This window comes from Arthrobacter sp. C9C5 (genome assembly GCF_013359735.1).
In the GTDB taxonomy this organism is placed as follows: domain Bacteria; phylum Actinomycetota; class Actinomycetes; order Actinomycetales; family Micrococcaceae; genus Arthrobacter.
Window position 1 is genome coordinate 227,669 of record NZ_JABFMX010000001.1, and the last position, 25,703, is coordinate 253,371.

A 25,703-nucleotide genomic window follows, 5' to 3' on the forward strand; every position below is an offset into this window, starting at 1 on the left:
TCCGGCGTCCGGCGCTTCTCAGTTCGTCAGCGGGCCCGACAGGCTGCGGGCCATAAAGACGCTGTTGGGGTCTGGCAGGTAGTCGGCGAAAGGCGGGCAGAGGACGAAGCCGTGCCGCGCGTAAAGCCGCCGCGCGGGAGCGAAGAAGTCCTGCGACCCCGTCTCCAGGCACACCCGGTCGTAGCCGCGGTTCCGTGCCTCGTCGAGGATGCGGGTCAGGAGGAGTGCGGCGATGCCACGGCCGCGGGCGTGCTGCGCCGTCCGCATGGACTTGATCTCGCCCTCGCCCGCGCCGAGGTCCTTCAGCGCTCCGCAGCCGAGCAGTGCGCCGCCGTCGAGCACAGCGCCGCCGCCCGGCACAGCGCCGTCGCGCGCGGTCAAGAACGTGATCTCCGGACCGGCCAGCGCGTCCGGGTCCAGGGCGTGCACGCTCTCGGCCGGTGAGGTCGCAAACATGTCCGCGAGGTGTTCGTCCAAGAGGCGCCTGACGTCCGGCCGCGCCGGGCTGTCCCGGGCAATGACGATCACGGAATCATCTGACAGCATGTGGCGGCTGGTCAGCGGGGCCGGCGGGCCGCGTGGTCGCGGGCCAGCACGGCGTACGAGTCATCCGGAGTGCCCGGTGTGAAGCTGCCGTACTTGCGCTCGACGGCGGTCTTGATCAGGAAGTCCGCCAGCGCGGGGTTCTTGGGCAGCAGCGAGCCGTGCAGGTAGCTGGCGACGATGTTCCGGTAGCGGGCGCCTTCCTGGCCGTCGCTGCTGTTGTTGCCGGTGCCCTTGGCCGTGGTTCCCAGCGGCGCGACGCCCGGGCCCAGCGTGGTCTGGCCGCTGTGGTTTTCGTAGCCCAGCACGGTGCCGAATTCGGGGGAGGCCACCGAGACGTTGCCGATCAGCCGTTCGTCCGTGCCGTGCGTCTCGACGTCCAGGATGCCGATGCCCGGGATGACGGAGCCGGTCCGGGTCTTGAAGAACTTCCCGAACAGCTGGTAGAGCCCGCAGATCACCAGCATCGGCGTGCCGTTCTCGGCGAGCTCCTTGAGGACGCTCTCGCGGGAGAGCAGGTCATCCTGGATCACCAGCTGGCCGCTGTCCTGGCCGCCGCCGCCCACGATCAGGTCGACGCCGGCGGGGAACTCGTCCCCGACGTTGTACTCGAGCAGTTCCGGGGTATACCCGTGCCAGCGCAGGCGCTGGGCCAGGACCAGGGCGTTGCCCCAGTCGCCGTAGATGTTCATGTCCCGCGGATAGAGCTGCAGCACGCGGATGCTGCCCTTGCTGGGGGCCGGGGTGTCCTCGGGGGGCAGTTCGTGCCCGAAGGAGAGCCCGTGCGGGGTTTCGGGGGCTGCGGGGGTCATGAGACCACCTCCACTGTGGTGATTTTGGACAGCTCGCGGCGGATGGCCAGCATGGCGGTGTAGGTGCAGAAAATCCGCTTCGGCTTGTCCTTGGAGCCGCGGATGAAGGCGGCAAGGGCGGCGGCGATGTCCGTGTCGACGGCGCCGATCGCCACGTCGTCGTATTGCAACCGGAGCGCCATGTCGTAGGCGCGCGAGCCGGAGAGCTGATCCACGCCGCCGTCGCGCAGGGTGTCGAATTCGACGTCCCACAGCCAGGACATGTCCCGGCCGTCCGCGTAGTTGTCATTGATGGCGATCATCGTGGCGTAGCCTGCGGCCGGGAAGGACTTCAGGCCGAGCCGGAAGCCGCTGGGGTTCTTGACCAGGACCAGTTCCAGCGGCAGGCCGTCGACGACGAGGCTTTCGCCGCGGCCGAAGGCAGGGGCGACGTTGGAAAGCGCCGTCAGCAGGCCGGCATGGTCGGTGCCCGTGCCGCGGGCGCCCGTGATGGCCCGCGCCAGGGTCAGGGCAGCCGCAGCGTTGAAGATGTTGTAGACGCCGCGGAGCTTCATCCCGGTGCTGACCGTCACGCCGTCGTACTCAAAATCGGCGTCGTCGGCGCCCACGCGGCGAAGGACGACGTCGGCACCCGGCCTGGCGGGGGCCGGAGGCACCGGGCTGCCCGGCGCGGCACGCATTTCGTCGTCGTTGGGGAACGTGCTGAGCAGCGAATCATCGAGGCCGAAGTAGCGGACCTCGGGACCGCCGGCCGCCGCGCCATTGAGCGTGTCTGTGTTCTGCGTGTCTGTGTTCTGCGTGTCTGTGTTCTGCGTATCCGCGTTAAGCGTGGCCGCGATTCGGGCCACACGCGGGTCCTCGCGGTTCAGGACGACGGTTCCGGTGGTCTTGGCGGCGATGTGTTGCAGCAGCTCGGCGGTCTTGTCTATCTCGCCGAAGCGGTCCAGCTGATCGCGCAGGACATTCAGCAGCAGGCAGTAGCGCGGCGGGACCTTGTTGACGAAGTGCACGGCGTGGGCCTCGTCGAGTTCCAGGACGGCGACGTCGGCGTCGAGCCGGCCGCGCCAGTCCACCTCGCCGAGCAGCGCCGCGGCCACGCCCCGGGTGAAGTTGCTGCCGGTGCGGTTGGTGAAGACCTTCAGGCCCTGGCTTTCCAGCAGTTCCACGACCATCTTGGTGGTGGTGGTTTTGCCGTTCGTTCCGCTGACGACGGCGACCCCCAGCGGCAGCGTGGAGAGCGTCCGTTGCATGAAGCCGGGGTCTATTTTTTCGACCACCAGGCCGGGGAGGGCTGAGCCTCCGCCCCGGAGCCGGGAGACCCGGCGGACGAGCTTGCCGAGCGGAACGCTGAAGTAGAGCATGCTTTGTAATATATCCCAGAGGCGGCATGGAACCCGGTCCGGCGGCGCGCTCCGGTGCGGCCCGGGGAGCGCGGCGCATTATGCTGGCACCATGACCACCCCCCTTTCTCTGCCTGGTTCCGGCGTGGGATCAGGCCTCCGGATCGGCGTCCTGGCGCTCCAGGGCGACTTCCGTGAACATCTGCACGCCGTGGAGGCAGCCGGCGCCACGGGCATCGGCGTCCGCCGCCCCGCCGAGCTGGACGGCCTTGACGGCCTCATCATTCCCGGCGGGGAATCGACGACCATCGACAAGCTCGCCAGGATCTTCGAACTGCGGGATCCGCTGCGCGAACGCATCCAGGCCGGCCTGCCGGTCTACGGTTCCTGCGCCGGCATGATCCTGCTGGCGGCGGACATCGCCGACCCGGCACGGGACCTTGCGGGCAACCCCCAGCAGACCTTCGGCGGCCTCGACATCACGGTGCGCCGCAACGCCTTCGGCCGGCAGCGTGAATCGTTCGAGACCGACCTCGAGTTCAAGGGGCTGGAGTTCAGCGCGGACGAATCCGGCGTGGCCCCGGTGCACGCCGTGTTCATCCGCGGACCCTGGGTGGAACGCGTCGGCGCGGGCGTCGAGGTCCTGGCCCAGGTGGAACCGTCCAAGGCCGGCCACCCGGAATCCCTCGACGGGACGGCTAGAATTGTTGCTGTGCGTTCCGGCAAGCTGCTGGCCACCTCCTTCCACCCGGAAGTGACGGGGGAGAAGCGCGTGCACGAATTGTTTATTCGAATGATCAGAGGAGAAGCGTAAAGCATGTCAGGCCACTCCAAATGGGCGACGACCAAGCACAAGAAGGCCATCCTGGACAGCCGCCGGGCCAAGTCGTTCGCCAAGCTGATCAAGAACATCGAAGTTGCCGCGCGCATGGGCGGACCCGACCTCGCCGGCAACCCGAGCCTGGAACTCGCCGTCACCAAGGCCAAGAAGACCTCGGTCCCCGCTGACAACATCGACCGCGCCATCAAGCGCGGCGCCGGCCTCACCGGCGAGGTCGTGGACTACACCGAGATCATGTACGAATGCCGCGGCCCGCAGGGTTCGGCCCTGCTGATCGAATGCCTCACGGACAACAAGAACCGCGCGGCCTCCGAGGTCCGACTCGCCATCTCCCGCAACGGCGGCACGATCGCCGATCCCGGTTCGGTCAGCTACCTGTTCTCCCGCAAGGGCGTCGTCTCGCTGCCCAAGAACGGCCTGACCGAGGACGACGTGCTGATGGCCGTCCTCGACGCCGGCGCCGAGGAAGTCAAGGACAACGGCGACAGCTTCGAGATCCACTCCGAACCGACGGACCTGCAGGCCATCCGCGATGCGCTCAAGGAAGCCGGAATCGACTACGACACCGACGAGGCCGAGTTCGTGCCCTCCATGCAGGTGCCGCTGGACCTCGACGCCGCCAAGAAGTTCATGAAGCTCGTGGACGCCCTCGAAGAGCTCGACGACGTCCAGAACGTCTACAGCAACGCAGACCTCAGCGACGAAGTGCAGGCCGCACTGGAAGCCGAGTGACCCTTCGCGTCCTCGGCGTCGATCCGGGCCTCACCCGCTGCGGCATCGGCGTCGTGGACGTCGAGAAGAACCGCCGCGCCACCATGGTGGCCTTCGGCGTCGTCGGCACCTCCCCGGAGGAGAACCTGGACCAGCGGCTGCTCGTCATCGCCACCTCGATCGATGACTGGCTGGACAAGTACGAGCCGCAGGTCCTCGCCGTCGAACGTGTCTTCTCCCAGCTCAACGTCAGCACGGTCATGGGTGTGGCCCAAGCCTCCGGCGTCGTGATCGCGGCCGCCGCGCGCCGCGGCATCCCGGTGGCGCTGCATACGCCCTCGGAGGTCAAGGCCGCCGTGACCGGCAGTGGAACGTCCAACAAGGACGCTGTCACCAAGCTCGTCACCAAGATCCTGCGGCTGGATGCCCCGCCGCGGCCAGCCGACGCCGCCGATGCGCTGGCACTGGCCATCACGCACGCGTGGCGGGCCGGCAGCGGTGCCGCGGTGGCCACCACAGGGCCGGGCAGCCAGTCCCTCACCCCGGCCCAGCGCGCCTGGGCCGACGCGGAGGCCAAAGCGCGCCGCGCGCGCTGAATGTCCGGGGCGCTTGCTAGGGTATTCGTAGATATGTTCGGATAGCCGGCTGCCAACCCAGCCGTAAACCCAGGAGCCAGGCCTTGATCAGTTTTCTCCGCGGAACCGTAGCGCACGTCGGCCTGTCCTCGGCAGTGATCGACCTCAACGGCGCCGGCATGAGCGTCAACGCGACGCCGCAGACCCTCAGCAAGCTCCGCGTCGGGGATGAGGGCAAGCTCTTTACTTCCCTGATCGTGCGCGAAGACTCGCTGACCCTTTTCGGCTTCTCAAGCGACGACGAACGTGAGGTCTTCGACGTGCTGCTCAGCGTCAGCGGCGTCGGCCCGCGCCTGGCCCTGGCGGTCCTGGCCGTCCATGAGCCCGAGGCGATCCGCGTCGCCGCGCATTCCGGTGACGGCAAGGCCTTCACCAAGGTTCCCGGAATCGGGCCCAAGGTCGCCGGCCGGATCGTACTGGAACTGGCCGGCAAGCTGGTCCCGCACGGCACGCCCGGAGGCTCCGCACCGGCCGTGTCCGCCGAAGCCGTCTGGAAGCCGCAGGTGGTTGCCGCGATGACGAGCCTGGGCTGGTCCGAGAAGGACGCCACCGCCAGCATCGACAAGTCGCTGGCCGATTCCCCGGAGCTCGCCGAGCAGGGCAACGTCGCGGAAATCCTCCGCGCCACGCTGCGCTGGCTGGGCCAGGACGGCGCCCGCGCCGGAAACCGGGTAGGCGCCCGTGGCTGAGCCGTCGCTCGTCGCCGGGGGAGAGGAGCCCGAGGAGCGCGCGATCGAGGCCGCCCTCCGGCCCAAGAACCTGCACGATTTCGTGGGCCAGCACCGGGTGCGCAAGCAACTCTCCCTCGTCCTGGAGGCGTCCCGTATGCGCGGCCGCAGCGCCGACCACGTGCTGCTGTCCGGGCCGCCCGGTCTGGGCAAGACCACGCTGTCCATGATCATCGCCGCAGAGATGAACGCCCCGCTGCGGATCAGCAGCGGCCCGGCCATCCAGCACGCCGGAGACCTGGCCGCCATCCTCTCCTCGCTGTCCGAGGGCGAAGTCCTCTTCCTCGACGAGATCCACCGGATGTCCCGCCCGGCCGAGGAGATGCTCTACATGGCCATGGAGGACTTCCGCGTCGACATCGTCGTCGGCAAGGGCGCCGGGGCCACCGCCATCCCGCTCGAGCTCCCGCCCTTCACCCTGGTCGGCGCCACCACCCGCGCCGGGCTGCTGCCGGGGCCGCTGCGGGACCGGTTCGGTTTCACCGGCCACCTCGAGTTCTACTCCGTTGAGGAGCTCGAGCTGGTGCTGCGGCGCTCCGCGGGCCTGCTTGACCTGAAGGTGAACTCGGCCGGGTTCAGCGAGATCGCCGGCCGGTCCCGGGGCACGCCCCGCATCGCCAACCGCCTGCTCCGCCGCGTCCGGGACTGGGCGCTGGTGCACGGCGTGGATCAGATCGACGCCCGGGCGGCGTCGGCTGCCCTCGACATGTACGAAGTGGACAAACGCGGCCTGGACCGCCTGGACCGTGCCGTCCTGGAGGCGCTGATCACCAAGTTCGGCGGCGGACCGGTGGGCCTGTCCACCCTGGCGATCGCCGTCGGCGAGGAAACCGAAACGGTGGAAACAGTCGCCGAACCCTATCTGGTCCGAGAGGGCCTGCTGGGCCGGACGCCCCGCGGCCGGATTGCTCTTGCCCCGGCGTGGACCCACCTGGGTTTTGCGGTGCCTGCCGGCGCGTTCGGGCAGGATCCGCTGGACCTGTTCCAGGCCGGCGCCGCCGCTGGTGGACCGGCCGGCTTCGGCGTGGATGCCGAGGGGGAAGTCGATCCGGAATGGATCCGTAATAGTCAATAGCACTCGCTAGTGACCTTTTCCCTCTAGACTGGTATGACGCTCGGCACGTTCGGGCCTTTGTTTCCGTGTGCGGCTACCACTAGCCGCTGCCGGCCGGGCATGATTTTCTGCCAGGTTTACTGCCAGGGTCCACACCAGGCGGCCCCGGAACGGAACGGACGTTGCTGTGAAACCAGCTCGCAAGTACAGAACGGAACTTTCCCCTTGGATCCAATGACAATTCTCCTGTTCGTCATGCTCGGCGTGTTCGTCTTCATGATGTTCCGCCGCAACAAGAAGACGCAGCAGCAGCAGGTGGAACTCCAGTCGAAGTTCGGCCCCGGCGTTGACGTCATGACCAGCTTTGGCCTGTTCGGCCGCATCGTTGAGATCGACGACGCCGAGAACAAGGTTGTCCTGGAGCTCTCCCCGGGCAACACCGCCACCGTGCACCGCCAGGCCGTCACGAAGATTGTTGAGCCGGTTGTTGCGGCCGAGGAGCCCACGGTTGTTCCCGACGACGCCTCCTCGCTGACCCTCGGCAAGACCGATGCCACCGTCGACGGCGTCGACGGCGCCGCCACCGCCGGTGAGACGCCCCGCAACGAAACGCCGGACGAAACCCTGCGCCGCCTGAACGACGAAGGCAAGAAAGACAGCTAGTCTGCCTCCTGAGCTATCCCGCGAAGCTACGGTGCGCGGGCATCCGCCGGTGCAGGCCTGACAGGCCGCACCGGCGGTTCCTCCGTAAACAATAGAAAGATCGACAATGGCACGAACTGGCCCCAAAAACTCAGCCCTCAGGGTGCTGGTCTGGCTTGGCGTAATTCTCGCCGTCTTGACTGCCGTCCTGGCCGGCGGCACCATGGCCGGGCAGGCGAGCTGGGCTCCGAAGCTGGCACTGGACCTTGAAGGCGGCACCCAGATGATCCTGGCGCCCAGGGTGGAGGGCGGTTCGGACATCAACGAAGAACAGCTCAACCAGGCCGTGGCGATCATCCGCCAGCGTGTGGACGGCTCCGGCGTCGCGGAAGCTGAAATCAGCACGCAGTCCGGTCGTAACGTCGTCGTCAGCCTTCCGGGCACTCCGTCGAAGGAGACCCGTGCGCTGATCCAGGCGTCGGCCGACATGAACTTCCGCCCGGTCATTCAGGCCGGCGCCGGCGCAGCCGTTCCGGTCGCGTCCCGGACCCCGGCGGACAAGCTGCCCAAGCCGACCGCAGCGCCGAAGAACAGCAGCGACGAGAACTGGGTCACCGCGGACGTCTACAAGAAGTTTGAGGCGCTCGACTGCGACAACCCGTCCCAGGACAAGCAGGAACGCTCCGACCCGGCCAAGCCGCTGGTGACCTGCGAGCCCGCTTCCGACGGCAGGCCCGCAATCAAGTACATCCTCGGCCCGGTTGAGGTCAAGGGCTCGGACATCACGACCTCGTCCTTCCAGCTGCAGCGCGGCGCGCAGGGCGCGGTGACCAACCAGTGGGCCGTCGACATCCAGTTCAACGACGAGGGCACCGCCAAGTTCAAGACGGTTACCGAGCGGCTGAACAAGTTCTACGTCGCTGCCGGCGGTGAGACCGGTTCGGACCCGAAGTCGCAGTTCGCCATTGTCCTGGACGACCAGGTCATTTCCGCCCCGCGGTCCCAGGCCGTCATCACCGATGGCCGCCCGCAGATCACCGGTGGTTTCACCGAGCAGTCCGCCAAGGCCCTCTCCGACCAGCTGCGCTTCGGCGCCCTGCCGATCAGCTTCGAGATCCAGAGCGACCAGCAGATCTCGGCCACCCTCGGCGGTGAGCAGCTGCGCATGGGCATGCTTGCCGGCCTGATCGGCCTGCTGCTGGTTGTGGTCTACTCGCTGTTCCAGTACCGGGCGCTCGGCTTTGTCACCGTCGCCTCGCTCGTCGTCGCCGGTGCGCTGACCTACCTGGCCATCGCAATCCTCGGCTGGACCGAGAACTACCGCCTCTCGCTGGCCGGTGTGGCCGGCATCATCGTGGCAATCGGCCAGACGGCGGACTCGTTCATCGTCTACTTCGAACGCATCCGTGATGAGCTCCGCGAAGGCCGCGGCCTGGTCTCGGCCGTGGAGAACGGTTGGAAGCGGGCCAAACGGACCGTCCTGGCCTCCAAGGCCGTCAACCTGCTGGCAGCCCTCGTGCTGTACTTCGTGGCGGTGGGCAACGTCCGCGGCTTCGCCTTCACCCTGGGCCTGACCGCAATCGCCGACCTGATCGTGGTCTTCATGTTCACGCACCCGACCCTGCAGGTCCTGGCCCGCACCAAGTTCTTCGGCGAAGGCCACAAGTTCTCCGGCCTCGACCCGAAGCGGCTCGGCGCCGTGCCCCTGTACCGGGGAGCGGGACGGATCCGTACGCCGGAGGACCGGCCGGTTGCGGCCCCGCGCGCCAAGAACACCGGTGCCGCGGCCGAGGCCGAACGCCGGATGACCATTGCAGAACGACGCCTCGCGGAAAAGCAGGAACAGCTTGCTGGTTCCTCCAAAAGCGCGTCCAAGGAGGGCAAGTAAATGGCCAGCTTCGCCACTTTCGGTAACGAGCTTTACACGGGCAAGCGCTCGTACGACTTTGTCGGTTCCAAGAAGATCTGGTTCCTGATCGCCGCGGCCGCCGTCGCGCTTTCCATCCTGCTGCCGATCGCCAAGGGCGGATTCAACCTGGGCATCGAGTTCCGCGGCGGCTCGGAGTTCACGGTCTCCAACGTCAAGGACCGCGACGCCGCCCTCGGCGAGAAGGCGGTCCAGGAAGTCGTCTCCGGCAGCCTGCCGCGCGTCGCCAACGTTGCCGGCAACACGATGCGCATCCAGACGGACAAGCTCAGCGACGATGAGGTGATCAAGGTCAAGGAAGGCCTCACCAAGGCCTACGGCGTGACCGACAACGAGGTCACTTCGACGTTCGTGGGGCCCACCTGGGGCGCTGACGTGACCAAGCAGGCACTGCTCGGCCTCGCCATCTTCGTGGGCCTTGCCGCAGTCCTGATGGCGCTGTACTTCCGGACCTGGAAAATGTCCCTGTCCGCCCTGGCCGGCATGGCGGTGACGATGTTCGTCACGGCCGGGGTGTATTCGCTGAGTGACTTCGAGGTGACCCCCTCGGCCGTCATCGGCTTCCTCACGGTGCTCAGCTATTCGCTCTACGACACCGTCGTGGTGTTCGACAAGATCCGTGAAAACACCGCGGATCTGCAGGCATCCACCCGGCGCACGTTTGCCGAAGAAGTGAACCTCGCCGTCAACCAGACGCTGGTGCGTTCCATCAACACCATGATGGTCGCCATCCTGCCGGTCGGCGCCATCCTCTTCATCGGGGCCGGACTGCTGGGCGCGGGAACCCTGCGGGACCTGTCGCTGGCGCTGTTCGTGGGCATCCTGATCGGCACCGCGGCGACCATCTTCGTCGCCGCCCCGCTGTACGCCTGGCTGCGCCAGGGGGAGCCGGACCTGATCAAGCAGGCCAAGCGCGTGCAGCAGCGCCGGGCCGAGCATGCCGCCAAGGCGGCACCTGCCACGGCCTAGCCGGCAGGCCCCGCAGAAGACCGCCCGACGGGCCGGAGAACGTCCCCGCGACGTTCTCCGGCCCGTGGCCGTTGGTCCCGGTTATCGAAGTATCCTGCTGCGGGAATAGACTTGAATAATTAACGGGTTGTGAGAGGTGCTTCATTGGAAGAACGTTCGACGCCGGTGCCTGCAGCCCCGGCGGATAAGGCTACCGGCCAGGGGCCCCAGACTGGCGTGGTCGCTGCCGGACGCCCGGACACGGCCGTGCCCGTCGACAACTCCGGAACCCGGCCCACCTTCCCCGGACGCCGCGAACGCACCCGCTCCCGGCTCGCGCGCCTGACCGGCCGCGGAACGCCCTCCTACTCGCCGATTCTGGAGCCGTTGCTGCGCACCGTGCGCGCCAACAACCCCAAGGACGACTTCGAACTCATCCAGCGCGCCTTCGTCGTGGCGGAACGATGCCACCGCGGACAAAAGCGCAAGAGTGGCGACCCGTACATCACGCACCCGGTGGCCGTGGCGACGATCCTGGCCGAGCTGGGATTGAGCGGGACGACGCTGGCCGCCGCGCTGCTGCACGATACCGTCGAGGACACCTCGTACACGCTGGATGATCTCAAGGGGGAGTTCGGTCCGGAGGTCGCCATGCTGGTCGACGGCGTGACCAAGCTGGACAAGGTCAGCTTCGGCGAGGCCGCCCAGTCCGAGACCGTGCGCAAGATGGTCGTTGCCATGGCCAAGGACATCCGCGTGCTTATGATCAAGCTCGCCGACCGGCTGCACAACGCCCGCACCTGGCGTTTCGTCTCAGCCGAGTCCTCGGCCCGCAAGGCCCGGGAAACCCTGGAGATCTTTGCGCCGCTCGCGCACCGGCTCGGCATGAACACGATCAAGTGGGAACTCGAGGACCTCTCCTTCGCCGCGCTGTACCCCAAGGTCTACGAGGAAATCGTGCGCATGGTGGGGGACCGCACCCCCGAGCGGGAGAAGAACCTCGCCGTCATCCGCAACCAGATCACCGAGGATCTGCGCGCGGCCAAGATCAAGGCCACGATCACCGGCCGGCCCAAGCACTATTACTCCATCTACCAGAAGATGATCGTCCGCGATAAGGACTTCGACGACATCAACGACCTGATGGGTGTCCGGGTTCTCGTCGACTCCGTGCGCGACTGTTATGCCGCCCTCGGAGCAATGCACTCGCGCTGGAACCCGCTTCCGGGCCGGTTCAAGGACTACATCGCGATGCCCAAGTTCAACATGTACCAGTCTCTGCACACCACGGTGATCGGCCCGGGCGGCAAGCCGGTGGAAATCCAGATCAGGACCCATGAGATGCACCGCCGCGCCGAATACGGCGTCGCCGCGCACTGGAAGTACAAGGACCAGCCCAACCGCACGGCGGCCGGTCCGGGGAGCCCGCGCGACGGGGACATGGGCTGGCTGCGGTCCCTCGTGGACTGGCAGCAGGAAACCTCCGACCCCGGCGAGTTCCTCGATTCGCTGCGCTTCGAGATCAACGCCCGCGAAGTGTTCGTGTTCACGCCCAAGGGCGAGGTCATGGCCCTCCCGGCCGGTTCGACGCCGGTGGACTTTGCGTACGCGGTCCACACCGAAGTGGGGCACCGGACCATCGGCGCGCGCGTCAACGGCAAACTCGTGCCGCTCAACAGCGAACTCAACCACGGCGACTGGGTGGAGATCTTCACCTCCAAGGCCGAAGGCGCCGGCCCCAGCCAGGACTGGCAGCACTTCGTCAAGAGCGCCCGAGCGCGGAACAAGATCCGGCAGTGGTTCAGCAAGGAACGCCGCGAAGAGGCGATCGACCGCGGCAAGGAACTGCTCACCAAGGCAATGCGCAAGCAGAACCTTCCGCTGCAGCGCCTGATGACGCACGACGCCCTCGCCGCGATTGCCGAGGACTTCAAGTACGCGGACATCTCCGGGCTCTACGCGGGCGTGGGCGACGGCCACACCTCGGCCCAGTCCGTGATGGAGCGGCTCGTCGAGAGCCTCGGAGGGAACGAAACTCCCGAGGACGACCTCACCGAGATCTCGATCCCGACGCAGGTCACCAAGACACGGTACTCGGACTCCGGCGTCGTGGTCCGCGGCGTGGACGACGTCTGGGTGAAGCTGGCACGCTGCTGCACCCCGGTGCCGCCGGACCCGATCCTGGGCTTCGTCACGCGCGGATCCGGCGTCTCCGTGCACCGGACCGATTGCACCAACGTGTCCGGCCTGATGGACCAGCCGGACCGGATCGTTGAGGTGGAGTGGGCGCCGACCCAGTCCAGCGTCTTCCTGGTTGAAATCCAGGTCGAGGCCCTGGACCGCAAGTCCCTGCTCTCCGACGTCACCCGGGTCCTCTCCGAGAACCACGTCAACATCCTGGCCGCGAGCGTGCACACCTCCACCGACCGGGTGGCGATCTCCAAGTTCGCGTTCGAGATGGGCGATCCGAAGTACCTGAGCCACGTGCTCAGCGCCGTCCGGCGTATCGACGGTGTCTTCGACGTCTATCGGACCACGGGCAACCGCCGCCGCAGCTAGCATCCCGGCCCGGCTAGCAGTCCGGAACAGTGCCGCGGTCCTGTTCAGACAGCAGGGCCGCGAGCTTCGCCAGGGCCGACTTCCGGTACGGCAGCCGCGGCGTGGCTTCCACCGCCCGGATGAGCAGCCGCAGCCGCACCTCGAGCTCCGGAGCGGCCAGGAAGGCTCGGAGGGCCGGCAATGCCCGCTCTGCCTCCACATGCAGGGCGATGTCCACCGCCGTCCGCAGCGGGCTGGAGACCATGAGCCCGCCGAGACTGACGACGTCGAACGGCCCCAGCCGGACCTCATGGAAGGTGCAACCGCGGGTTGCCCGGAGGCTCGAAACGCGCCGGTTGGCGTCCACGAGTAAGGCGGTCCGGTCCGGTTCCCCGGCGCAGCCGTAGATCCACGCCGCCGTCATCCGTCCCGCGACCACCCGCTGCCGGATTGGTGGCGGAATGGTGCAGGCGGCCGCCCGCGCGCGCAGCTGCGGGGTGGACGCGGCGCCGGGCGGCAGGTAACCGCGCTGGGAGAGTTGCGTCAGCACGCCGTCGTACGCCATGGCCTGCAGCTCCGCCCAGGAGAAGAGCGTCCCGGGGGAGTAGAGCACCGGCGGGGCACCGCCGGGCTGGCCGGGACTGGAAGCCGGCTGGCCGGCAGCCGCGGGGCCGGCACGCGGGTGACTGGCGGCGGGGTAGCCGGGGCGCAAGGTCATTCAGCCATCGTGCCGCCTGGCCCCGGACACGAAACAGGCCCCGTCCCGGTCATGTGGATAACCGGGGCGGGGCCTGTTGCTGGCCTCTACACCTAGGAGAGTTCGCTGGCGGACCGCTCGAGCTGCTCAAGCCAGGCCTGGCGGGCCTCCAGGGCCTCCTGGGCTGCCTTGATCTTGCGCTCGTCCCCGGCCTTTTCGGCCTTGGCCAGATCGTCCTTGAGCCCCGCGATGGCAGACTCAAGCTGCGAGAGGGCGCTGTTGGTGCGGGCCTTCGTTTCCGGGTTCGAGCGCTTCCAGTTCTCGTCCTCGGCGTGGCGGACGGCGTCCTCCACCTTCCGCAGGCCGGCTTCGATCCGGCCCATGTCCGCGCGGGGAACCTTGCCGGCTTCCTCCCAGCGGTCACGGATGGACTGCAGCGCCTTCTTGGCCGCGGCGAGGTCCTTGATGGGGAGCAGCTCGTTGGCCTCCACCAGCAGGGCTTCCTTCACCTTGAGGTTCGCCCCGTACTCCTGGTCGATCTCCTCGTTGGCGGCCTGGCGGTTGGTGAAGAAGACGTCCTGAGCGGCGCGGAAACGCGCCCACAGGGCGTCGTCGTCCTTGCGGCTGGCGCGCGGCGATGCCTTCCACTGATCCATCAGGCGGCGGTATTCGCCGGCGGCGAAGCCCCAATCGGTTGAGGAGGACAGCGCCTCGGCCTCGCCGATCAGCTTTTCCTTGGCAGCCTTGGCCGCAGAGTTATTGCTGTCCAGCTGGGAGAAGTACGCGCGGCGGTGGCGGTCGAAGACGGTGCGGGCGGCGCGGAACCGCTTCCACAGCGCGTCCTCATTGCTGCGGCCAAGCCGGACGCCGCTCTTCTGGGCGGTCTTCCAGCTCTCGAAGAGCTCGTTCATCCGGGCACTGGAGGTCTTCCACTGGATCTGCGCGGGGTCGTGCCCGGCGATCTCCTCGGCCTCGGCCACGATCGCTTCGCGGGCAGCGAGCTCGGCCGCGCGGACGGCGTCGTGCTCCGCCTTCTCGGTCTTTTCGAGTTCGGTGATCTGGCCCGACAGCGTGTCCAGGCGGCCCTCCGCGGCACGGAGATCGCCCACCATGTTGCGCTCGGCCAGCAGCTCGCGCAGGTGCGTGACCGTCTTCTGCATGTCCGTGGCGGGAGCCTTGGAAGCAACGCGCTGCTCGAGCAGGACGATCTGGGCAACGACGTCGTCGTACTTGCGGGCGAAGTAGCCGAGGGCCTCATCATCGCTGACGCCCGGGTACTGGCCGACGGGATATTCCTCGCCATCGATGGTCAGGAACACGTGGCCGTCGCCTTCGACGCGGCCCCAGCGTGCTGCCTCGGCAAGCGATGTGGCGCTCGAAGCGGGGGTGGCGGCGGGCGCGGCCAGCGACGGCGTTGCCTTCGGGCGTGCAGCGAAGGCGGCGGGTGACGGGGCCGGACGGGGCGCGGGAGCCGGGGCCGGGCGGGAATCCGGTGCGGATTCTGCGGCGGGCTCGGCAACGGCCTCGGGTTCCGCAATGGCCTCGGGCTGGACTGCTGCCTCGGCTTCAGCCTGCACGTCCGCCTCTGCCGGGGCGGCTGCTGGGTCGGCCTCCGGCGCTGCGGGCTCCGCCGCGGCCGCCTCCTGCACTTCCGGCGTTGCCGCGTTGGCGCCGCCGGGCTCGTTGGCCGCGTCGGTCACCGTAACCTCGGCTTCGGTCTCGTTGGCAGCTGCTGCCATTGTTTCGTCGGATTTCTGACTGTCTGTCACCGCTAGAAGTCTTTCGCTTGGAGGGAAATACCGGCACCGCGGCCGCGAGGGCCCCGGCTGGTTACTTCAGAGAGAACGAGTCTATCGTGACTGGTTCCACAGGTGCGCCGTCCGTGGCGCTGGCGCCGGGTTTGACGCCGGCCGCCGCAATCTTGCTGACCACATCCAGCCCGGACGTGACCTTGCCGACCACGGTGTAGCCGCCGGCGGCGTCCGCGGGGATCACGGTGTCCTTGTAGACGATGAAGAACTGGGTTCCGTTGCCGTACGCGTTGCCGCCGGTCCGTGCCACGGCGATGGTGCCGGCCGGGTACTTGTTGTTGGCAGGGGTGTTCTCCAGCGGGCCCCAGGTGTACGCGGGGTCGCCGCTGCCGTCCCCGGACTTGGAACCGCACTGCAACACGCCGAAGGACGCGGCGGTGGTAAGCCGGTGGCAGCTGAGGCCCTTGTAGAAGTTCTTGTCCGCGAGGGACTTGAACACGGCGGCCGCCTGCGGGGCCTTGCTGCCGTCCAGGGAGACCCCCAGGTTGCCGCGGTTGAGGGCCAGGGTGCCGGTGAAGGTCTTGCCGGCCGCGGTCTCCGGCTTCGGAATATTCGCGCCGTTGCTCGCGGCGGGGGACGGTGTCGCGGAGGCCGAGGGGCTCTGCAGCCCGGCCTCCGCAGCCTTGAACTCGTCCTCGCTGGGGTTGCTGGAAAACACCGTCAGCTGCAGCACGACGGCGAGGACGAGGGCGGCGGCGCCGCCGGCGGTCGCGAGGAGATTGTCGCGTTTCCGGCGTTTGTCCTGCTCCCGGCGCAGCTCGCGCTTCGCCTCCATCTGCTGGACGCGCCGCTTGGCTTCGCGGGCGCTCCGTGAACTGGCCGCCAAAAGTCCTCCTGGTTGTAGGGCCGCACCCCGGGCCGCGCCGTCGGCGCTGATCCGGGGGCAACACGCAAGCTGCCAGCAGCCGCCGCCCTAGAGCTGCGCATTAGAGATGCGCGCGCCGAAAGCATAAACTGACTGCCGCACACAGTTTATGCACGACTGGCCGGTCAGCGCGCGACGCCGCGGCCGTTGCAGCCGCCGTCGTTATCAGAGGAGAAAATTCCACCATGGCACGCACCGCCTCCCTGTCCGGATTCCCCGAGTGGCTTCCCGAGGAGCGGCTGGTGGAACTGCATGTGCTGGACACCCTGCGGCGGACCTTTGAACTGCACGGCTTCTCCTCCATCGAGACGCGTGCCGTGGAGACGGTGGGACAGTTGCTCCGCAAGGGCGAAATCGACAAAGAGGTTTACGGCCTCAGCCGGCTGCAGGACGACGAGGGCGCCGGCGACGCTGCGACCGACCCAGCCGCGTCCCACAAAGCGGATCCGCACGCCCTGGCCCTGCACTACGACCTCACCGTGCCGTTCGCGCGCTACGTCGTGGAGAACGCCGGCTACCTGGCGTTCCCGTTCCGGCGCTACCAGATCCAGAAGGTCTGGCGCGGTGAGCGTCCGCAGGAGGGTCGCGCCCGCGAGTTCACCCAGGCGGACATCGACATCGTCGGCGACGGCGAGCTGCCGTTCCGCTACGACGTCGAGATCGCGCTGGTGATCGCGGAGGCGCTGGGCGCCCTTCCGATCCCGGACTTCCTGCTCCGGGTCAACAACCGCAAACTGGCCGAGGGCTTCTACAACGGCATCGGCCTGACCGACACTGCCGGCGTGCTGCGCAGCATCGACAAGCTCGAGAAGATCGGCGCGGCCAAGGTCGCGGAGCTGCTCAAGACCGAGCTCGGCGCCACCGAGGAGCAGGCCCAGGCCGCGCTCAAGCTGGCCGGAATCCGCACCGGGGACACCTCCTTCGTGCAGCAGGTCCGGGCGCTCGGCGTGAGCAACGAGCTGCTCGAGGAAGGCCTCAACGAGCTTGAGCAGGTCATAGCCGCCGCCGTCCAGCGCGCGCCGGGCAAGGTGGTCGCGGACCTCAGCATCGCCCGCGGGCTGGACTACTACACCGGAACCGTGGTGGAAACCGTCCTGGTGGGCCACGAGCAGCTGGGTTCGATCTGCTCCGGCGGCCGGTACGACGCGCTGGCGAGCAAGGGCAACCGGAAGTTCCCCGGCGTCGGACTGTCGATCGGCGTGACCCGGCTGGTGTCGCGCATGCTCAGCCAGGAGCTGGCCAAGGCGTCCCGGGCCGTGCCCACCGCCGTGCTGGTGGCGCTCAACAACGACGAGAGCTGGGGCGCGGCGCAGGACGTCGCGGCGCAGCTGCGGGCCCGCGGAATCGCCACCGAGGTCGCGGCAAAGGCAGAGAAGTTCGGCAAGCAGATCAAGTTCGCCGACCGCCGCGGCATCCCGTTCGTCTGGTTCACCGACGACGACGGCAAGCACCAGGTCAAGGACATCCGCACCGGCGAACAGGGCGACGCCGATCCGGCCAGCTGGACGCCGGCCGAGGAGGACCTGCACGTCCGCGTGACCAGGGCCTAAACCTTCCGCGCGCTCATTTCCCGCTGCCCCGGCGAAGCTGCAGCACCAGGAAACGTCCGGCTATCCCGACCGCGAGCACGGCAGCCATGCCCAGCACCGAAGCGGGCGGCAGGGTGAGCGCCAGGACCAGGCATCCGAGGAAGCCCATCACGTTGAGCCAGCGCGGGGCGTGCCAGGGCCGGCCCTCCAGGGTGAAGGCCGCGGCGTTGGACACGGCGTAGTAGATCAGTACCCCGAAGCTCGAGAATCCGACCACGGTTATCACGTTGGTGCTGAGCAGCAGGACGATGACGACGGCAGCGACGGCCAGTTCCGCCACAAACGGAACCGTGTGTGCGCCGCCCACCCGTGCCAGCGGGGCGGGCAGGTCGCCTTCCCGTGCCATGGCCAGGGTGGTCCTGCCTACCCCGGTGATGAGGGCCAGCAGCGCGCCAAGGCACGCGGCCGCCGCCCCGGCCTGGACGAAGGGAACGCCGGAGTTGAGCCGGGAGGCTGCCACCGCATCCAGCAGCGGCGCCGTCGAACCCGCCAGCTGCTGAGCGGGCAGGTGCCACTGCAGGAGGGCAGCGAGTCCGAGGTAAATCACAAAGGCGCCGGCCAGCGCGGCCAGGATGGCCCGCGGGATGGTGCGGGTCGGGTCCTTGACCTCCTCGCCAAGTGTGGCGATCCGCGCGTATCCGGCGAAGGCAAAAAACATCAGCCCGGCCGCAGGAAGGACGCCCCACCCGCCGGCGGAGAGCGCCGCGGGGTATGCCGGAGCCGCCGTCACTGCCGCGGCCCCTTCCGGGTGCGGGCCCAGCAGCGACGCCACGGCGACGAACACCAGCGTGGCCAGCACCACGGCAAGCAGGATCCTGGTCAGCAGTGCCGTACGCGTGATGCCGAGCAGGTTAACCCCGGTGAGAACCACGACGGCGGCGACCGCCAGCGGCGTAGCGTAGGCCGGCGCCACGTAGTGCCCGAATGTGAGCGCCATTGCCGCGCAAGAGGCCGTCTTGCCCGTCACGAAGCCCCAGCCGGCGATGAAGCCGGGCCATTCGCCGAGCTGCCGCCGGCCGTAAACATAGGTACCGCCGCTGGCAGGGTATTTAGCCGCCAACTGCGCCGACGCGACGGCGTTGCAGTAGGCGATGACTCCGGCCACGGCCACTGCGACGGTCAGCAGCGGCCCGGCCAGGGCGGCGGCGGGGGAGAAGACCACGAACACGCCGGCGCCCAGCATCGAGCCGAGGCCGATTGCCGTTGAATCGAAGACGCCGAGCCGGCGCTGGAGCTGCTGCTGGCCGGGCCGGCCACCGGAATGGGTTCCGTGATGCCGAGTTGCCATGGCGGGTGGGTCCTTTTCAACGGGTAAACTCGAACGGGATCGTTCCAGTAGCGATCAAAAAGAGCGTCATTCCTTAATATCGCTTTTGATTTTCCCTCAGTCTTCTTCAGAAAGGCGTGCTGTGCTGCGCACACATGACCTCGGATCGCTTCGCTCCGAGCACATTGGACAAACCGTAACCCTCGCCGGCTGGGTCGGCCGGCGTCGTGACCACGGTGGTGTCGCATTCGTGGACCTGCGCGACGCTTCGGGCGTCGCCCAGGTCGTCGTCCGCGAAGAAGAGGTCTTCCACGGCCTCCGCAACGAGTTCGTGCTGCAGGTAATCGGCACCGTTTCCAAGCGCCCCGCGGGCAACGAGAACCCGGCGCTGGCTACCGGCGAGATCGAGGTCATGGCCGAGAAGGTCACCATCCTCAACACCTCCGACCCGCTGCCGTTCCAGATCGACGAGCACGTTGAAGTGGGCGAGGAAGCCCGCCTCAAGCACCGCTACCTGGACCTGCGCCGCCCGGGCCCCGCCCGCAACCTGCGCCTGCGCTCCGAAGCCAACCGGGTAGCCCGCGAGCTGCTGCACCAGGACGGCTACGTCGAGATCGAGACACCCACGCTGACGCGCTCGACGCCGGAAGGCGCCCGCGACTTCGTTGTCCCCGCCCGCCTCGCACCGGGTTCCTGGTACGCGCTGCCGCAGTCGCCGCAGCTCTTCAAGCAGCTCCTGCAGGTCGGCGGCTTCGAGAAGTACTACCAGATCGCCCGCTGCTACCGCGACGAGGATTTCCGCGCCGACCGCCAGCCGGAGTTCACCCAGCTCGACATTGAAGCCAGCTTCGTGGAGCAGGATGACATCATCGGCCTCGGCGAAAGCATCGTGAAGGCGCTGTGGAAGCTGATCGACGTCGAGATTCCCACCCCGATCCAGCGCATCACCTACAACGACGCTATGGCCCGCTACGGCTCGGACAAGCCGGACCTGCGCTTCGGTCTGGAGCTGACCGAGCTCACCGAGTTCTTCAAGGACACCAACTTCGGTGTCTTCAAGGCGCCCTACGTGGGTGCCGTCGTGATGCCGGGCGGCGCCTCGCAGGCCCGCCGGGCCCTCGACGCCTGGCAGGAATGGGCAAAGCAGCGCGGCGCCAAGGGCCTCGCCTACGTGCTGTACAAGGAAGACGGCGAACTTGCCGGCCCCGTGGCCAAGAACCTGACCGAGACCGAACGCGCCGGCCTCGCCGAAGCTGTCGGCGCCAAGCCGGGCGACTGCATCTTCTTTGCCGCCGGTGAGAAGACCCCGTCCCGTGCGCTGCTCGGCGCCGCCCGGGTTGAGATCGGCCACCGCACCGGCCTGATCAACCCGAGTGACTGGGCCTTCTGCTGGGTCGTCGACGCGCCGATGTTCGAACCGGCAGCGGCAGCAGTCGCGTCCGGCGACGTCGCCGTCGGCGGCGGCAAGTGGACGGCCGTGCACCACGCGTTCACGTCGCCCAAGCCGGAATTCATGGACAGCTTCGACACGGACCCGGAAACCGCACTGGCCTACGCCTACGACATCGTCTGCAACGGCAACGAAATCGGCGGCGGCTCCATCCGTATCCACCAGGGCGACATCCAGGAGCGGGTCTTCAAGGTCATGGGCCTCTCGCACGAGGATGCGCAGGAGAAGTTCGGCTTCCTGCTCGAGGGCTTCAAGTTCGGCGCGCCCCCGCACGGCGGCATCGCGTTCGGCTGGGACCGCGTCGTCTCGCTGCTCGCGGGCGTGGACTCCATCCGCGACGTCATCGCCTTCCCGAAGTCCGGCGGCGGCTACGACCCGCTGACCCAGGCGCCCGCGCCCATCACGGCGCAGCAGCGCAAGGAGGCCGGCGTCGACTTCAAGCCGGAGGCCAAGAAGGACGAGGGCTCCAAGTAGCCTGACCTGATCAGCAGCAAGGGCTCCCCGGGCAACCGGGGGGCCTTTGCCGTGGAACGGGCAGCCTTTTGACGGAGGATTCGAACATGGGAGCAGTGCCCGGCCTTGAGGCCCTGATGGACGCCGCGTGGCCTGCCGCCGACCGTGAGGAGTCCGGCGGCTGGGTGCTCCGGGCTGCCTCGGGCGTGACGCAGCGGGCCAACTCGGTGTGGCCCCGCCAACCGGGAGCCGACCCGCACGCACAGCTCGCCGCGCTCCGGGACGCCCGGCTCTGGTACCGGTCCCGCCGCCAGCCGCTGATCTTCCAGGTCTTCGACGACCCGCGCTCCGCGCCGCTCAACGCCCTCCTCGATGCCGAAGGTTTCACCCGCCAGTCCGAAACCCTCGTCCTGGTCCGGGACGGCGGTACTCCTGCTCCGGGTTCGGGCCGCGGTGTCGAGCTCTCCAAGGAGCCTTCCGGCGAGTGGCTGCAGCTGTGGTGGAGCGTCGACGGCCGCGGCGACGAGACGGCACTGGAGGTGGCCCGCGGCATCCTGACGGGTTGCCCCTCGCTCTACGCCCTCGTGCGGGACGACGACGGCGCCCCCGCCGCCGTCGGACGCCTTGCCGTGCCCGTCGTGGAACCTGGCAGCCCCCGGTGGGGTGGGCTCTACTGCATGGCGACCCGCCCCGACGCACGCCGGCGGGGCTACGCCGCCAGGGTGCTGCACGCATTGCTGGGCGAGGACACGCGCCTGGGCCTGGCCGGCTACTGGCTGCTCGTCACGGCTGCCAACACCGGGGCCCAGGAACTCTACGCCCGTGCCGGCTTCGAGGAGTCCGGCCGGTATCTGTACCGGCAGGAGCGGCCCAAGCGACACCTGACCGGCTGCTGACCGGGAATCCCTCCCGCCGTTTCGACGGTTCCCTGCGCACAAGGTGGTGCGCAGCATTGAGTGGGCAGGGATGGGCACGGAACCGCCGAAACGGCCGGGGCGAGGGGCCGGCTCCTACGCCGGCGGATCCGTGACCATGATCCGCACCGCGCACAGGTCCGCTGCGGCCTTCTTCAGCACGGCTGCGCGCGGGTCCGGGACGTCCAGGAACGGCAGCCGGACCAGGGTCGCGTAGCGCTTGAGCACGGGTTCGGCAAGTACCTGCTCGGCCAAGGTGCGGTCCCCGCCCGGGGCGAGGTATTCGATGCTGTGGTCCGCGAAAATCCGGGCGGCATGCTCGGCCACGGCCTCCACCAGGGCGTCCGCCTGATTGGCGCGGCGGCGGGCGAAGCGCTGCTGGGACCAGCCGCCGGCCGCCGTGCGGGACTGCACATGCCGGGTCCCGGTTTTGGCGGCGAGCACCCGGCCCTCGGACACCACCGCCACCGAATAGCCGCCGCGGCGCACCAGCACCAGGCCGAGCCGGCGCGGCTGCGAGGCCAGCGACGCCAGCCGGGCCAGGGGATCGTTCCCGCGGCCGGGCCGGCCGCCGTCCGGCCAGGGCGGCAGCAGCAGGGCGGTGGCGCCGTCGGCGGCCAGCAGCCGCAGGCCGGCGTCGTCGGGTTCCTCCCGCAGCTCCCCGTGGCTGGCGCGGAACCGCTCCGCCCAGCCGGGCAGCCGTTCGCCGGAGACGAACGCCACACGGGTGTCGGGGCTGGCCATGGCGCGGATCTCCGTTGTGAGGGTGCAGGGGCGGTCGCCGTGTCGGGGCGGGCAGGAACTAGAAGTAGCCTATCTATGTGGATGATCTCTTTGGCTCAGGGCAGGACAACGCGTCGGCAAACAACGACGTCGACGCCGAAGAGTCCGGCGGGGCCAGCTCCCCGAGCGGCACAACCGCCCGCTCCGCGCCGCGCAGCCCGCTGGCAGTCCGAATGCGGCCGCGCAGCCTCGACGACGTCGTGGGCCAGCAGCACCTCCTGGGCCAGGGATCGCCGCTGCGCCAGCTCGCGGCCGGCAGCGACGCCACCGGACCGGCGGGGCCGAGTTCGCTGATTCTCTGGGGACCGCCGGGCACCGGCAAGACCACGCTGGCGCACGTCATTGCCAAGGGGCCGGGCCGAAAGTTCGTCGAGCTCTCCGCCATCACCGCCGGCGTGAAGGACGTCCGGCGCGTTATGGACGAGGCCCTTACCGCACGGGACCTGTACAAGACCACGACGGTGCTGTTCCTGGACGAGATCCACCGCTTCAACAAGGCCCAGCAGGACGCGCTGCTGCCGGGCGTCGAAAACCGCTGGGTGGTCCTGGTCGCGGCCACCACGGAAAACCCCTCGTTCTCCGTGGTGTCGCCGCTGCTGTCCCGCTCGCTGCTGCTGACGCTTAAGCCGCTCACCGACGCCGACGTCGAAGGACTGCTGCGCCGGGCCGCCACGGACGCGCGTGGCCTCAACGGCAAGGTGGAACTGGATGATGAAGCACTCGCCCACCTGGTCCGGCTGTCCGGCGGGGACGCGCGCCGGGCGCTGACGGCGCTGGAGGCCGCCGCCGGCGTCGCGTTCGGGGACGCGGAGGACACTGACGGGATCGCCGGGGGAGCTCCCGTGAAGATCGAACTCAAGCACACCGAGCGTGCCCTCGACGTCGCGTCGGTGCGCTACGACCGCGCCGGCGACCAGCACTACGACGTCGCCAGCGCGTTCATTAAGTCCATTCGGGGCTCCGACGTCGACGCCGCGCTGCACTACCTGGCCCGGATGCTGGAGGCGGGGGAGGACCCCCGCTTCGTGGCCCGGCGGATCGTCATCTCCGCGGCCGAGGACGTGGGCATGGCCGACCCCACCGCCCTGCAGACCGCCGTAGCGGCCGCCCAGGCGGTGCAGCTGATCGGCATGCCCGAGGGGCGCATCATCCTGGCCGAGGCCGTGGTCCACCTTGCCACCGCACCGAAGTCCAACGCCGCGTACATGGGCATCAACCAGGCGATCGCCGACGTCCGCGCCGGCCTCGGCAACGGCATTCCGGCCCACCTCCGGGACGCGCACTATCCCGGGTCCAAGCAGCTGGGCCACGGCAAGGGCTACAAGTACGCGCACGACGCGCCGCATGCGGTGGCCACCCAGCAGTACCCGCCGGACGACCTCGTCGGCCGGAACTACTACGAACCCACCGGCAACGGCGCCGAACGCGAGATCTCCACCCGGCTGGAACGGCTGCGGAAGATCATCCGGGGCAAGTGATGACCGTGGTAGGATTGTTCGTTGTCTGGCAAGGCACGGACGCACAATCCACCAGTTCTCAGCAGTTCATGCTGATTTGATGGGTTCGCCCTGTGCCCAGTAGCAAAAGGCAGCGGTTGGCCGATGCTCTCCATCGTGGAGGCCAGTAACACTGACACACCGCAGATATTGGAAGGACACAAGTGGCTAACAACACTCGTGCTCGCCGTACCGCACGCCTCTCGCGTGCACTCGGCATCGCTCTGACCCCCAAGGCCGCCAAATACATGGAGCGCCGCCCGTACGGCCCCGGTGAGCACGGCCGTGCCCGCAAGAAGCAGGACTCCGACTACGCCGTGCGTCTGCGCGAAAAGCAGCGCCTGCGCGCCCAGTACGGCATCCGCGAAGCCCAGATGACCCGTGCCTTCGAAGAAGCACGCCGCACCAAGGGCCTGACCGGTGAAAACCTGATCGAACTGCTCGAAATGCGTCTCGACGCCCTCGTGCTGCGTGCCGGCTTCGCCCGCACCATCGCCCAGGCCCGCCAGCTGGTTGTGCACCGCCACATCCTGGTTGACGGTATCCGCGTTGACCGCCCGTCTTTCCGCGTCGGTGAGGGCCAGCTGGTCCACGTCCACAGCCGCAGCGAGACCATGCCTCCGTTCCAGGTGGCAGCAGCCGGCGCGCACCGCGACGTGCTGCCGATGGTTCCGGCCTACCTTGACGTCAAGCTTGACGCCCTGCAGGCACGCCTGGTCCGTCGCCCGAAGCGCTCCGAGATCCCCGTGACCTGCGAAGAGCAGCTCGTCGTGGAATTCTACGCACGCTAGATCCAACGCGACACCTTACAAAGAAGCCCGTGGCAAGCGCCGCGGGCTTCTTTGTATGTAAGGTACTTGGGGGAGTTCTCCGTTTGCCGTGCCCGGCGGCCGGGGACCCCTGCAGGAATCCACGTAGTTTCAAGGAGATGAACGTCTATGTCTGGTGGCGATATTGCCGGCCTGATCGCGGCCGGAGTGTTTGCACTGCTGGTCCTGCTGCTCGCCGTACCGATCCTCAAGCTCGGTGGTGTGTTCGACGAGGTCCGCAGCACCATCCGCTCGATCAGCGACGGCGCCACCCCGCTCATGGATGAGGTCACCGCCACCGTCTCCACCACCAACCAGCAGCTGAAGAAGGTCGACGGGATCGCCTCCAACGTCTCCGACGCCTCCGCCAACATCTCGGCGCTGTCCTCGCTGGTCGCCGCGACCGTCGGCTCGCCGCTGATCAAGGTGGCCGCCTTCAGCTACGGCGTGCGGTCCGCCTTCTCAGCCCGCAAGAAGCCCGCCACCGGCCGCCGCAGCCGCTGACCAAGCCGATCTGACAGGATCTGACATGAACAGAATCATCTGGATGGGCATCGGCGTCGCGATCGGTGTCATCGCTTTCCGCAAGCTCACGGAGGCGCAATCGACCCTTGGCCCCGAAGGCCTGAACCGTGCGGTCGGCCGGCTCGCCGACGGCGTGTACGATTTCGCCGACGCCGTCCGCGTCGGGATGCGCGAGCGGGAAACCGAACTCCGCACCGCCCTCGGGGTGGACGCCAGCGCAGACGGCGCCGTCACCGGCCGGGATGCGCTCCGGCGCTAGCCGGGGGAGAATGAGAAACAACGGCTCCCCGCGGGGCGCCTGCCGGAACCAGGCCGGCAATCAGAG

24 protein-coding genes are annotated in these 25,703 nt (G+C 68.4%); 16 read left to right on the plus strand and 8 right to left on the minus strand.

The genetic code is table 11. The features are described 5' to 3' along the window. Nucleotides 1-18: 18 nt before the first annotated feature. The 3 genes from HNO80_RS01120 to HNO80_RS01130 are packed head-to-tail and all read right to left on the minus strand — an operon-like array spanning nucleotide 19 to nucleotide 2,716. On the minus strand, nucleotides 19-528 hold the full coding sequence (locus HNO80_RS01120; protein ID WP_175321104.1) for a GNAT family N-acetyltransferase: 510 nt from the start codon (nucleotides 526-528) through the stop codon (nucleotides 19-21). 29 nt (nucleotides 529-557) lie between these two features. Further along, entirely contained in the window at nucleotides 558-1,355 is a 798-nt protein-coding gene (locus HNO80_RS01125; protein WP_283810421.1) for a type 1 glutamine amidotransferase, read from the minus strand. Further along, nucleotides 1,352-2,716 carry a DUF1727 domain-containing protein gene (locus HNO80_RS01130; RefSeq protein WP_175321003.1) on the minus strand — a complete coding sequence of 455 codons (1,365 nt, stop codon included), beginning with the start codon at nucleotides 2,714-2,716 and terminating at the stop codon, nucleotides 1,352-1,354. Before HNO80_RS01130 ends, HNO80_RS01125 begins: the two co-directional genes overlap by 4 nt. Before the next feature lie 91 nt (nucleotides 2,717-2,807). Here HNO80_RS01130 and pdxT point away from each other — a divergent pair, with 91 nt between their 5' ends. From pdxT to HNO80_RS01175, 9 genes are all read left to right on the plus strand, one after another. Next, entirely contained in the window at nucleotides 2,808-3,509 is a 702-nt protein-coding gene (gene pdxT / locus HNO80_RS01135) for a pyridoxal 5'-phosphate synthase glutaminase subunit PdxT (RefSeq protein WP_175321004.1), read from the plus strand. 3 nt (nucleotides 3,510-3,512) lie between these two features. Beyond that, on the plus strand, nucleotides 3,513-4,268 hold the full coding sequence (locus tag HNO80_RS01140; RefSeq protein ID WP_138769205.1) for a YebC/PmpR family DNA-binding transcriptional regulator: 756 nt from the start codon (nucleotides 3,513-3,515) through the stop codon (nucleotides 4,266-4,268). Then, a complete protein-coding gene (ruvC, locus tag HNO80_RS01145) occupies nucleotides 4,265-4,843 on the plus strand; it encodes a crossover junction endodeoxyribonuclease RuvC (RefSeq protein ID WP_175321005.1) in 579 nt (192 codons plus the stop codon). The genes HNO80_RS01140 and ruvC overlap by 4 nt, the downstream gene beginning before the upstream one ends. Before the next feature lie 83 nt (nucleotides 4,844-4,926). Further along, on the plus strand, nucleotides 4,927-5,571 hold the full coding sequence (ruvA, locus tag HNO80_RS01150; RefSeq protein ID WP_175321006.1) for a Holliday junction branch migration protein RuvA: 645 nt from the start codon (nucleotides 4,927-4,929) through the stop codon (nucleotides 5,569-5,571). Beyond that, nucleotides 5,564-6,685, plus strand: a complete 1,122-nt coding sequence (gene ruvB / locus HNO80_RS01155; protein ID WP_175321007.1) for a Holliday junction branch migration DNA helicase RuvB — start codon at nucleotides 5,564-5,566, stop codon at nucleotides 6,683-6,685. Before ruvA ends, ruvB begins: the two co-directional genes overlap by 8 nt. Before the next feature lie 213 nt (nucleotides 6,686-6,898). After that, nucleotides 6,899-7,327, plus strand: coding sequence for a preprotein translocase subunit YajC (gene yajC / locus HNO80_RS01160; RefSeq protein ID WP_175321008.1), 429 nt, complete (start codon nucleotides 6,899-6,901; stop codon nucleotides 7,325-7,327). 106 nt (nucleotides 7,328-7,433) lie between these two features. Then, nucleotides 7,434-9,194, plus strand: coding sequence for a protein translocase subunit SecD (gene secD, locus HNO80_RS01165; RefSeq protein ID WP_175321009.1), 1,761 nt, complete (start codon nucleotides 7,434-7,436; stop codon nucleotides 9,192-9,194). After that, on the plus strand, nucleotides 9,195-10,202 hold the full coding sequence (gene secF / locus HNO80_RS01170; protein WP_175321010.1) for a protein translocase subunit SecF: 1,008 nt from the start codon (nucleotides 9,195-9,197) through the stop codon (nucleotides 10,200-10,202). 144 nt (nucleotides 10,203-10,346) lie between these two features. Then, nucleotides 10,347-12,740 carry a RelA/SpoT family protein gene (locus HNO80_RS01175; protein WP_217500395.1) on the plus strand — a complete coding sequence of 798 codons (2,394 nt, stop codon included), beginning with the start codon at nucleotides 10,347-10,349 and terminating at the stop codon, nucleotides 12,738-12,740. Nucleotides 12,741-12,753: 13 nt separating this feature from the next. Here HNO80_RS01175 and HNO80_RS01180 read toward each other — a convergent pair whose 3' ends face one another. The 3 genes from HNO80_RS01180 to HNO80_RS01190 form a co-directional block, all read right to left on the minus strand. Continuing rightward, a complete protein-coding gene (locus HNO80_RS01180) occupies nucleotides 12,754-13,437 on the minus strand; it encodes a type IV toxin-antitoxin system AbiEi family antitoxin (protein WP_175321011.1) in 684 nt (227 codons plus the stop codon). A gap of 92 nt (nucleotides 13,438-13,529) precedes the next feature. Continuing rightward, on the minus strand, nucleotides 13,530-15,185 hold the full coding sequence (locus tag HNO80_RS01185; protein ID WP_502707794.1) for a DUF349 domain-containing protein: 1,656 nt from the start codon (nucleotides 15,183-15,185) through the stop codon (nucleotides 13,530-13,532). A gap of 61 nt (nucleotides 15,186-15,246) precedes the next feature. Beyond that, nucleotides 15,247-16,053, minus strand: coding sequence for a peptidylprolyl isomerase (locus tag HNO80_RS01190; RefSeq protein ID WP_175321013.1), 807 nt, complete (start codon nucleotides 16,051-16,053; stop codon nucleotides 15,247-15,249). Between the two features lie 224 nt (nucleotides 16,054-16,277). Here HNO80_RS01190 and hisS point away from each other — a divergent pair, with 224 nt between their 5' ends. Beyond that, the gene (hisS, locus tag HNO80_RS01195) at nucleotides 16,278-17,642 is read left to right on the plus strand and encodes a histidine--tRNA ligase (RefSeq protein WP_175321014.1); all 1,365 of its coding nucleotides are present in this window, start codon (nucleotides 16,278-16,280) and stop codon (nucleotides 17,640-17,642) included. 13 nt (nucleotides 17,643-17,655) lie between these two features. On the opposite strand, the gene HNO80_RS01200 is transcribed toward hisS, so the two are convergent. Further along, nucleotides 17,656-18,969, minus strand: coding sequence for an APC family permease (locus HNO80_RS01200; protein ID WP_175321015.1), 1,314 nt, complete (start codon nucleotides 18,967-18,969; stop codon nucleotides 17,656-17,658). A gap of 121 nt (nucleotides 18,970-19,090) precedes the next feature. Between HNO80_RS01200 and aspS the strand changes: the two genes are divergently transcribed. Continuing rightward, the gene (aspS, locus tag HNO80_RS01205) at nucleotides 19,091-20,872 is read left to right on the plus strand and encodes an aspartate--tRNA ligase (protein ID WP_175321016.1); all 1,782 of its coding nucleotides are present in this window, start codon (nucleotides 19,091-19,093) and stop codon (nucleotides 20,870-20,872) included. A gap of 86 nt (nucleotides 20,873-20,958) precedes the next feature. Then, on the plus strand, nucleotides 20,959-21,747 hold the full coding sequence (locus tag HNO80_RS01210) for a GNAT family N-acetyltransferase (protein ID WP_175321017.1): 789 nt from the start codon (nucleotides 20,959-20,961) through the stop codon (nucleotides 21,745-21,747). Between the two features lie 114 nt (nucleotides 21,748-21,861). On the opposite strand, the gene HNO80_RS01215 is transcribed toward HNO80_RS01210, so the two are convergent. Continuing rightward, nucleotides 21,862-22,509 carry an acVLRF1 family peptidyl-tRNA hydrolase gene (locus tag HNO80_RS01215; RefSeq protein WP_175321018.1) on the minus strand — a complete coding sequence of 216 codons (648 nt, stop codon included), beginning with the start codon at nucleotides 22,507-22,509 and terminating at the stop codon, nucleotides 21,862-21,864. A 77-nt stretch (nucleotides 22,510-22,586) separates the two neighbouring features. On the opposite strand from HNO80_RS01215, the gene HNO80_RS01220 reads away from it, so the two are divergent. The 4 genes from HNO80_RS01220 to HNO80_RS01235 all read left to right on the plus strand — a co-directional run bounded on the left by HNO80_RS01220 (nucleotide 22,587) and on the right by HNO80_RS01235 (nucleotide 25,637). Then, a complete protein-coding gene (locus tag HNO80_RS01220) occupies nucleotides 22,587-24,026 on the plus strand; it encodes a replication-associated recombination protein A (RefSeq protein WP_175321019.1) in 1,440 nt (479 codons plus the stop codon). Between the two features lie 182 nt (nucleotides 24,027-24,208). Next, nucleotides 24,209-24,835, plus strand: a complete 627-nt coding sequence (gene rpsD / locus HNO80_RS01225; protein ID WP_091251848.1) for a 30S ribosomal protein S4 — start codon at nucleotides 24,209-24,211, stop codon at nucleotides 24,833-24,835. 147 nt (nucleotides 24,836-24,982) lie between these two features. Beyond that, on the plus strand, nucleotides 24,983-25,357 hold the full coding sequence (locus HNO80_RS01230; protein WP_175321020.1) for a DUF948 domain-containing protein: 375 nt from the start codon (nucleotides 24,983-24,985) through the stop codon (nucleotides 25,355-25,357). A 25-nt stretch (nucleotides 25,358-25,382) separates the two neighbouring features. Further along, nucleotides 25,383-25,637 carry a DUF6167 family protein gene (locus HNO80_RS01235; RefSeq protein WP_249777084.1) on the plus strand — a complete coding sequence of 85 codons (255 nt, stop codon included), beginning with the start codon at nucleotides 25,383-25,385 and terminating at the stop codon, nucleotides 25,635-25,637. Nucleotides 25,638-25,703: the final 66 nt, after the last annotated feature.